10 protein-coding genes and 1 pseudogene are annotated in these 9,117 nt (G+C 50.0%); 5 read left to right on the forward strand and 6 right to left on the reverse strand.

Annotation, left to right across the window (positions count from 1 at the left end):
- On the forward strand, positions 1 to 1,447 hold a 1,447-nt coding region (locus ACKOVI_RS02140; protein WP_509602367.1), incomplete at its 5' end, for an aldehyde dehydrogenase family protein.
- 1 nt (position 1,448) lies between these two features.
- Here the strand turns inward: ACKOVI_RS02140 and ACKOVI_RS02145 are convergent.
- Positions 1,449 to 1,769, reverse strand: coding sequence for an Rv1322 family protein (locus tag ACKOVI_RS02145; protein WP_509602368.1), 321 nt, complete (start codon positions 1,767 to 1,769; stop codon positions 1,449 to 1,451).
- A gap of 95 nt (positions 1,770 to 1,864) precedes the next feature.
- On the opposite strand from ACKOVI_RS02145, the gene ACKOVI_RS02150 reads away from it, so the two are divergent.
- The 3 genes from ACKOVI_RS02150 to ACKOVI_RS02160 are packed head-to-tail and all read left to right on the forward strand — an operon-like array spanning position 1,865 to position 4,162.
- Positions 1,865 to 2,719, forward strand: coding sequence for an ABC transporter ATP-binding protein (locus ACKOVI_RS02150; RefSeq protein WP_509602369.1), 855 nt, complete (start codon positions 1,865 to 1,867; stop codon positions 2,717 to 2,719).
- Positions 2,712 to 3,509, forward strand: coding sequence for an ABC transporter permease (locus ACKOVI_RS02155; protein ID WP_509602370.1), 798 nt, complete (start codon positions 2,712 to 2,714; stop codon positions 3,507 to 3,509). Before ACKOVI_RS02150 ends, ACKOVI_RS02155 begins: the two co-directional genes overlap by 8 nt.
- Positions 3,452 to 4,162, forward strand: a complete 711-nt coding sequence (locus ACKOVI_RS02160; protein WP_509602371.1) for a hypothetical protein — start codon at positions 3,452 to 3,454, stop codon at positions 4,160 to 4,162. The genes ACKOVI_RS02155 and ACKOVI_RS02160 overlap by 58 nt, the downstream gene beginning before the upstream one ends.
- A 10-nt stretch (positions 4,163 to 4,172) precedes the next feature.
- Here ACKOVI_RS02160 and ACKOVI_RS02165 read toward each other — a convergent pair whose 3' ends face one another.
- Positions 4,173 to 4,745: a cob(I)yrinic acid a,c-diamide adenosyltransferase gene (locus tag ACKOVI_RS02165; protein ID WP_509602372.1), complete on the reverse strand. Its 573-nt coding sequence runs from the start codon at positions 4,743 to 4,745 to the stop codon at positions 4,173 to 4,175.
- A 55-nt stretch (positions 4,746 to 4,800) separates the two neighbouring features.
- On the opposite strand from ACKOVI_RS02165, the gene murA reads away from it, so the two are divergent.
- Complete coding sequence (gene murA, locus ACKOVI_RS02170) at positions 4,801 to 6,084, forward strand: UDP-N-acetylglucosamine 1-carboxyvinyltransferase (protein WP_509602373.1); 1,284 nt, start codon at positions 4,801 to 4,803, stop codon at positions 6,082 to 6,084.
- 122 nt (positions 6,085 to 6,206) lie between these two features.
- Here murA and ACKOVI_RS02175 read toward each other — a convergent pair whose 3' ends face one another.
- The 4 genes and pseudogenes from ACKOVI_RS02175 to ACKOVI_RS02190 all read right to left on the reverse strand — a co-directional run.
- On the reverse strand, positions 6,207 to 6,458 hold the full coding sequence (locus ACKOVI_RS02175) for a F0F1 ATP synthase subunit epsilon (protein WP_509602375.1): 252 nt from the start codon (positions 6,456 to 6,458) through the stop codon (positions 6,207 to 6,209).
- 5 nt (positions 6,459 to 6,463) lie between these two features.
- Complete coding sequence (gene atpD / locus ACKOVI_RS02180) at positions 6,464 to 7,873, reverse strand: F0F1 ATP synthase subunit beta (protein WP_509602376.1); 1,410 nt, start codon at positions 7,871 to 7,873, stop codon at positions 6,464 to 6,466.
- Entirely contained in the window at positions 7,873 to 8,784 is a 912-nt protein-coding gene (locus ACKOVI_RS02185) for a F0F1 ATP synthase subunit gamma (RefSeq protein WP_509602378.1), read from the reverse strand. Before ACKOVI_RS02185 ends, atpD begins: the two co-directional genes overlap by 1 nt.
- 3 nt (positions 8,785 to 8,787) lie before the next feature.
- Positions 8,788 to 9,117: pseudogene (locus tag ACKOVI_RS02190) on the reverse strand (F0F1 ATP synthase subunit alpha); the annotation flags it as partial.

Raw genomic sequence — 9,117 nt, forward strand, 5'->3', positions numbered from 1 at the left:
TAACCCGGTTACAGGCGATATAGCGGGCACATTTCCAATTCATTCTGAGAAAGATGTCTATGCCGCAGTCACCCTTGCGGCAGATGCCGCTATTCGTTGGAGCACGCTAGGACATAAGGGCCGTCGCAAGGTACTCCTTGCCTATAGCCGCTTAATACTGAGTGAAATCGATTCTCTTGCCGAGCAGGTAACTCTGGAAACAGGTAAGCCACACTCTGATGCAAAGTTAGAAATCACTCTTGCTGCACACCATGTTGCTTGGGCGGCCCGCAATGCAGAATCAGTTCTCCGTACGGCTCATCGCTCCCCCGGTGCTTTGATGGCCAATATGTCTGCAACCGTCGAACGTTCCCCGCTTGGAGTTGTTGGAGTTATTGGACCTTGGAACTATCCAGTCTTTACACCAATGGGATCAATCGCCTACGCCCTCGCTGCGGGAAATACAATTGTTTTTAAGCCAAGTGAGTACACACCGGGCGTTGGAGTTGCGCTTGCTGAACTGTTCGAGCATGTTGCAGGAAGCTCTGAGTATTTCCAAGTTGTTACTGGCTTTGGCGAAACGGGAGCAGCCCTGTGTACCAGTGGCGTCAAGAAGTTGGCATTTACTGGCTCAACGGCAACTGCAAAGAAAGTTGCGGCATTGTGCGCACAATCTCTCACACCCGTTATTGCAGAATGCGGTGGTAAAGATCCTGTCATCGTCGCTCGAGATGCCGATATCGCAAAAGCCGTCGAAGCCACCGTCTGGTCTGCGCTCTCTAACGCCGGTCAGACTTGTATTGGTGCGGAGCGCGTCTATGTCGATGAAAATGTTGCCGATATCTTCACCGAAAAGGTGATTGCGCTAGCAAAGACAATCCATGCTGGGGCTCCCGATGTTGCAAACTATGGTCCAGCAACTATGCCGGCGCAGCTCAAGATTATTAAGTCACACATTCGCGATGCAGAAAAGCGTGGCGGAATTCCAGTAGTAGGCGGCACTCAATCAGTCGGCGATCGCTTTGTTCAGCCTGTGATTCTTCTGCAAGTTCCTGAAGATTCAACTGCTGTAACGGAAGAGACTTTTGGACCAACTCTCGTTATCAATCGCGTACCTGATATGGAGACAGCAATTGAGCTCTCTAATGCATCTCGATATGGACTTGGTGCATCTGTCTGGTCGCGACGTCAAGGTCGCTGGATCGCATCGCAACTTCAATGCGGAATGGTCGCTATTAACTCGGTCATTTCATTTGCAGCAGTTGCTTCAATTCCATTCGGCGGAACTAAGGACTCTGGTTATGGACGTATTCACGGTCCTGAAGGTCTTCTCGAGTTCACATATCCGCGCTCTGTTGTGCGTGCGAGATTCCAGTTGCCGCTGCCGATTACTAGTTTTAAGCGCACACCGAAGATTGATTCCTTGGTCGTAAAGCTTCTGACAGTTCTACGCGGTCGACTTTCGTAATTTAGTAACGAGGCGCATTGCGGGTGCGCTCAGTATTAGGGCGGCGATTGTTGCGCTTGCTCCAGCATGCATTGTGCCAATGGCGACGGCCATCTTCGTCACCATCTAGCCATGCAACTGTATGGGGAGTTGCCATCGGAATTAATTGATCGCATCCAGGACAGCGATATGGTTTATTTGCAGCCGACCCCGTTAGTTTTCTTACTATCCAAAGCCCTTGATCATCTTCTTCAAAGAGTTGATTAGAAGGAACGCCGCGGACTTCATCATCAACACCGGTATTGGGTCGTCGATTCTTAGGATAATTTCTTCGCGGGCTCACAGCTTTATCTTCCCTTACATCTACTACTTTCAGCGAATCGGAAGCGATTCCTTCGCCTAGGTGATGTGAATCAGGCGAAGTTGTAGAGTGTCTCCATGCAGCCAATCATTGAGATTAAAGGCTTACGTAAGAGCTATGGTGCCCTCGCAGTGGTCAAGGATTTATCCCTCGATATCCACGCAGGCGAAATCTTTGCGATTCTCGGGCCCAATGGTGCAGGCAAGACCACTACCGTCGAAATCCTTGAGGGCTTTCGCACCGCAGACTTTGGTGAGATTTCAGTCCTAGGCATCAACCCGGCAATTAAGGGTAAAGCTGGCCTTGAGTGGCGCAATCGAATTGGAATCGTGCTGCAGAGCACTCAAGACACCGCAGAGCTCACAGTTCGCGAAGCGCTCACGCACTTTGCCTCTTACTATTCAAATCCTCGAGCTGTTAATGATGTCATCGCACTTGTTGGGCTTACTGAAAAAGCAGATAATCGCGCGCGCACTCTCTCAGGTGGGCAACGGCGCAGACTCGATGTGGGGCTTGGAATTATCGGTCGTCCCGAGCTGCTCTTTCTCGATGAACCCACAACAGGATTTGATCCTGAGGCGCGTCGTGCATTCTGGATTTTAATCAAACAATTAAAGACTGAAGGCACAACAATTCTTCTGACAACACATTATCTAGATGAAGCAGAAGCACTTGCAGATCGAGTTGCCGTGATGAACCATGGAGAGATTCTCGAAGTTTCGACGCCTTCTCTTCTAGGAGGTCGCTCTCAAGCAAAGGCAACTGTTTCCTGGAGCGAGGCCGGTGTCGCAAAGAGCGAGACCACGGATGCACCTACTGAATTTGTAAAAGAGTTGAGCAAGAGATTGGGTGGGGAGATTCCAGATTTGAGTATTCATCGCCCATCACTTGAAGATATCTACCTCTCCATGATTGGAGCCACCCATGAGTAGCCAACTTCCTGGAGCACTGGCCATTGGCATCAAACGAGGTGGACTAGAGCTCAAGCAATTCTTCCGCCAGAGAGAATCTGTCGTCTTCACGCTTCTCTTTCCGTTGATTCTCCTTGCAATCTTTGGCTCAGTATTTAGCAACACCATCGCACCCAATGTCACCTTCTCTCAATACTTTGTTGCCGGAATGATCGCATCAGCCTTGGTAAATACTGGTTTTCAGCAGATTGCAATCTTTATCCCCATCGAACGTGATTTGGGGGCGCTAAAAAGATTACGAGGAACTCCGATGCCCGCCACGAGTTACTTTATTGGAAAGGCAATCCTCGTAACCGTCAGCATGCTGCTTCAGGTGGTTCTTTTGCTTGCTGCAGGTGTTGCATTCTTTGAGGTTAATCTTCCGACTGAATATCAGAAGTGGTTGCTCTTTATCGCTCTTCTTGTGATGGGTTCACTTGTTTCAACAATTCTCGGTGTTGCATTCTCCAGTGTTCCTAAGAATGCGCGAGGAGCATCTGCAATTGTTTCTCCGGTTGTAATTGTTCTGCAGTTCTTTAGTGGTGTCTTTTTTATCTTTACCGACCTACCCAAGTGGATGCAGCAAGTGGCTGCAATCTTCCCTTTGAAGTGGCTGACTCAGGGAATGCGCTCTGTTTTCCTGCCAGAGAACTTTGCTAAGCGTGAAATTGTCGGCAATTGGGAGACTGGGCGAACTTTTGCCATTATTGGCATATGGCTTATCGTGGGAACTATCCTCGCAATCCGCACCTTCAGGTGGGATCGGGATTAAACCAATCCCCTTGGCGATCTGGTTTTGGTAAAGCGTGTGCAGGTTTTCTCGCTATCTCCCTCGCTTTGATTGCTCCAGTTTCTCATGCGGCAACGAAGAAACCAACGCCCAAGCCAACTGTAAAGAGTTCAGTGAAGGCCACCGTTAAGGCGACACCCAAGGCAACTGCCAAAGCAACGGCAACAAAGAAACCTGTGGTGAAGAAGAAACCTGCAGTCAAGAAGAAGCGCGCAAAAGTTCGCGTGACACCATCTCCCAAAGCGGCATGGCCACCACAAGGATTTAGCGTTGAAGGCGAGGTGTACGCCAAGGTTCCAACAGCTAAAGAGCTTGTAGGGCTTATCTCAGCTAATTCTTATCTAGAGAAGCAGATTAAACAGTGCACCACTTACATTTGCGGAGCAGTTCAAGTTGCCTCTGAGACTGGCTGTCTCTGGTGGGAAGCAATTGCCACGGTAACAGATGCTCAGGGAAACAAACTTGGCGAACTCAACTCTGCATTTAGCTCGAGTACTGAGCGCGAACTGAAGACACTTCTGATGATTTCGCCGGAATCAGTCGAAAAAGGTGGAGCAGCAAAGATCTCTTCAGTGATTTGTCACCATGAAGATCGCGATAAATCTTTACCAGGAACTAGCTACAAGAAAAGCTAGCAGTTGGTTGCTAGCGATTGGCTCCTGGAACCCACAACTGATCGCCAATTTCTTTATTGGCAACTCGTGCCAAGACGAAGAGCAGGTCAGAGAGACGGTTCAGGTATTTTGCTGTTAAAGGATTGACTCCCCCACCAAATGAGTGAATCGCAGTCCAGGTACGTCGCTCCGCACGACGAACAACAGTACGTGCCACATGTAGGTGTGCTGCAGCTGGAGTTCCGGAAGGCAATACAAATGATCGGAGTGGTTCAAGGTCTGCGTTGTACTTATCGATTTGTTCTTCAAGATAAGTTACCTGGCTCTCCAGTACGCGCAATGGCTCAAATGCTGGCGCATCGATAACAGGTGTGCAGAGATCGGCGCCGACATCAAACATATCGTTTTGGATGCGTACCAGAAGCGTGCGTACATCATCCGCTAATTCATCGGTAGAGAGCACGACTCCGATTTCACAGTTCGCTTCATCTACGGTCGCATAAGCCTCAAGGCGTGGATCGTTCTTTGATGTACGGCTCATATCTCCGAGAGCAGTAGTTCCGTCATCACCTGTTTTTGTGTAAATGCGAGTGAGATTAACCATGCGCCTAGCCTAATAGGCTTCAAAGATTCCGCTACCCGTGAAGTAGGATTTCACCATGACCCACGGCCACACTCACGATCGCTTCCGTATCGTGGGCGGCGCCAGTCTCAAGGGCGAAGTAACGGTTACAGGCGCTAAAAACTCGGTTTTAAAGCTTATGGCGGCCTCTCTGCTGGCTGTAGGTAAGACAACCATCTCAAACGTCCCAGATATTGCCGATGTCGACATCATGGCTGATCTGCTTACCCGACTCGGCTGCACAGTCGTTCTCAGCAACAAGTCAGGTGGCGATGCCACGGTCACCATCGATGTTCCAGCAGAACCACTCCACCGCGCAGATTACGAACTCGTCCGCAAGATGCGTGCATCCATCAATGTTTTGGGTCCACTTGTAGCTCGTATCGGTATCGCAGAAGTTGCCCTCCCTGGTGGAGATGCAATCGGATCACGTGGTCTCGATTTTCATATTAGGGGCCTCGAATCCCTCGGTGCCAAAGCCCATATCGAACATGGCTATGTCATTGCAGAAGCACCTCATGGACTTACCGGCGCCGAAGTAGTTCTTGATTTCCCATCAGTGGGAGCAACCGAAAACATCATGACTGCAGCAGTTCTCGCCAAAGGTGTAACTACCATTGATAACGCTGCTCGCGAGCCAGATATCGTCGATCTCTGCGAATTCTTGGTCTCTATGGGCGCCAAGATTGAGGGCATTGGTTCACCTCTGATCACAATCACTGGCGTTGAAAAACTTAATCCAACATCCCATTGCACGATTACAGATCGCATCATCGCCGGCACTTGGGCATTTGCTGCTGCAATGACTCAAGGTGATATCACTATCCACGGTGCAGTCGCCGAACATATGGAAGTCATGCTCGATAAGTTAACTTCTGCGGGCGCAGTGATTACCTCAACTTCAGATGGTGTCCGAGTTCAGATGTCACATCGTCCTCGTGCTATCGATGTTGCAACGCTTCCTTATCCAGGCTTTGCTACCGACTTACTGCCATTTGTTATCGCGATGAATGCAATCGCTGAAGGTCACGCCATCGTGACAGAAAATGTCTTTGAATCTCGCTTTATGTTCGTCAACGAGCTCGCTCGCCTTGGCGCGCAAATCACCGTTGATGGCCACCATGCCTCTATCGACGGAATTCCGCAGCTATCTGGCGCACCCGTAGAAGCATCCGATATCCGAGCAGGCGCTGGCCTGGTTCTTGCAGCCCTTGTTGCAGATGGTGAGACCACAGTCGATGGTGCCTTCCATGTGGATCGTGGCTACCCAAACTTTGCTGAAGATCTACGCAACCTCGGCGCCAAAGTCACTCGCGAATAATTTTCGAGCATAAAAAACTCAACATAGTTACCGCTCACCGCCTCTGGAAACCTTCCAGGTTTCTCGCGATGCCTTTGGCTCGCGGCGAGAGGGTTCGCTTTCTAAGTATGTTGAGTTCTTTATTAAACTACTGATTCAGTCAGGATTGATACGCGATCATTGTTGACTGAGAGGAATCCGCCCTTGACGGTGAATTCCTTTGTTGAACCGTCAGCGACCTTGATGCTGACAAGGCCGTCGACTAGTACGCCAAAGAGTGGGGTGTGGCCAGGAAGTACTCCGAGGTCTCCCCCTGTTGTACGAGCGAGGACGAAGTTCGCCTCACCTGTCCATACCTGCTCTGTTGGCGATACCAACGCGACGTTGAGAGCCATGGCTATTACTTAGCCAACTCTGCAGCGTTGCGCTCTACATCATCAAGACCACCGCACATGAAGAATGCCTGCTCTGGAATGTGATCGTACTTTCCATCTGCAAGTGCTTCGAATGCATCGATTGTCTCGTTGATAGGAACATATGAACCGTCGATACCAGTAAAGACCTTCGCCACGAATGTGTTCTGTGACAAGAAGCGCTGGATACGACGTGCACGTCCTACGAGAATGCGGTCATCTTCTGAAAGCTCATCGATACCCAAGATAGCGATGATGTCCTGAAGGTCCTTGTAACGCTGCAAGATCTGCTTAATACGGTTTGCAACCTTGAAGTGGCGCTCACCGATGTAGCGTGGATCGAGGATACGAGATGTTGAGTCAAGTGGATCCACAGCTGGGTAGATACCGAGCTCTGAGATCGGACGTGAAAGAACAGTTGTCGCATCCAAGTGGGCGAATGTTGTGTGTGGAGCTGGGTCAGTGATGTCGTCCGCAGGCACGTAAATTGCCTGCATAGATGTAATCGAGTGACCACGTGTTGAGGTGATGCGCTCCTGAAGTTGACCCATTTCATCTGCAAGTGTTGGCTGGTAACCCACAGCAGATGGCATACGTCCGAGAAGTGTTGAAACCTCTGAACCTGCCTGAGTAAAGCGGAAGATGTTATCGATGAAGAGGAGAACGTCCTGCTTCTGAACATCGCGGAAGTACTCAGCCATAGTAAGAGCAGAAAGTGCAACGCGAAGACGTGTTCCAGGTGGTTCATCCATCTGACCGAAGACCAAGGCTGTCTTATTGATAACGCCAGTCTCTGTCATTTCAAGGAACAAGTCGTTACCTTCGCGAGTACGCTCACCAACACCGGCGAATACAGAAACACCACCGAAGTTTTCAGCTACGCGATAAATCATCTCCTGAATAAGAACAGTCTTACCCACACCTGCACCACCGAAGAGACCGATTTTTCCACCCTTTACATACGGTGTAAGAAGGTCAATAACTTTGATACCTGTCTCGAACATCTCTGTCTTTGACTCGAGCTGATCGAATGCTGGTGCATTGCGGTGGATAGGCCAACGCTCCTTGATATCCAATGAAGATGTTGGAACATCGAGAGACTCTCCGAGAGTGTTGAAGACGTGTCCCTTTGTTACATCACCGACTGGTACAGAGATTGGTGCACCTGTATCACTTACCTCAGCGCCACGGACCATTCCGTCAGTTGGCTGCATTGAGATTGCGCGGACAAGGTTGTCTCCGATGTGTTGAGCAACTTCGAGAGTCAAGGTACGTGTTGTACCGCTCATTGTTGTCTCGACATGGAGCGCGTTAAAGATTGATGGCATTGAGTCCGCTGGGAACTCGATGTCTACAACCGGTCCGATAACTCGGGCTACGCGGCCTTTACTGGTCATTATTCACTCCCTGCACTAGCTGAGGCCAACGCATCTGCGCCGCCCACAATTTCACTGATCTCTTGGGTGATTTCAGCCTGACGAGCTGCGTTAGCAAGACGTGTAAGCGACTTGATGAGCTCCTCGGCATTATCTGTTGCTGACTTCATTGCGCGGCGGCGTGCAGCGTGCTCTGAAGCAGCTGATTGCAACATCGCATTGAAGATTCGAGCTTCAATGTAGCGAGGAAGAAGAGCATCAAGAACTTCTCCCGCTGTTGGTTCGAATTCGTATTGTGGAAGTACTCCACCGACTGGCGCTGCATCTGACTCTGTAACTTCGAGCGGGATCATGCGCTTTGCAGTAGCTTCCTGAGTCAACATAGAACGGAACTTTGTGAAGATGATATGGATTTCATCGACACCGGTTCCATCTGCTGAATCTTCGATAAATGCGTTGAGAAGAGTGTCTGCAACTTCCTTAGCATTCTCATATGTTGGGTTATCTGAGAAACCAGTCCAAGAAGCTGCGATCGCACGATCGCGGAACTTGTAATAGTTAACCGCCTTGCGACCTACGAGGTAGCTGGCAACAGATAGACCGCGCTCACGAAGGTTTGCAGCAAGCTGCTCGCCCTCCTTGATTGCATTCGTTGAGTACGCACCTGCCATACCGCGGTCTGCAGAGATAATTAATACCGCTGCGCGACGTGGGTTGGACTTTGGTGTCGTCAATGGATGTTCGACAGATGAGTAAGAAGCAACTGCAGATACCGCACGCGTAAGCTCGTTTGCATACGGGGTCGATGCAGTTACACGTTGCTGCGCCTTGACGATACGAGAAGCGGAGATGAGCTCCATAGCTTTCGTAATCTTCTTAGTCGCTTTAACGGAACGCATCCGTCGGCGATAAATGCGGAGTTGAGCACCCATGGGTTACTTCTTCACCGCCACGATCTGCTCTTGAAGTTCTTTCTCAAGCGGATCTTCTTCAGCTTCAACTGCAGCTGCTGCCACAGATGACTTGAACTGCTTCTTAAATTCATCGATTGCAGCCTGGAGCTTTGCAACAGTCTCATCTTCGAGAAGCTTTGTCTCGGAGATTGTGGTCATGATTTCCTTGCGCTCACGTGCGAGGAAGTCGATGAATTCAGCTTCGAAGCGACGGATATCTGCAACCGGAACAGAGTCAAGGTTGCCTGTTGTTCCTGCCCAGATTGAAGCAATCTGCTTCTCCAGTGCGAATGGGGAGTATTGACCCTGCTT

The sequence above is a fragment of the Candidatus Planktophila sp. genome (assembly GCF_046070465.1).
In the GTDB taxonomy this organism is placed as follows: domain Bacteria; phylum Actinomycetota; class Actinomycetes; order Nanopelagicales; family Nanopelagicaceae; genus Planktophila.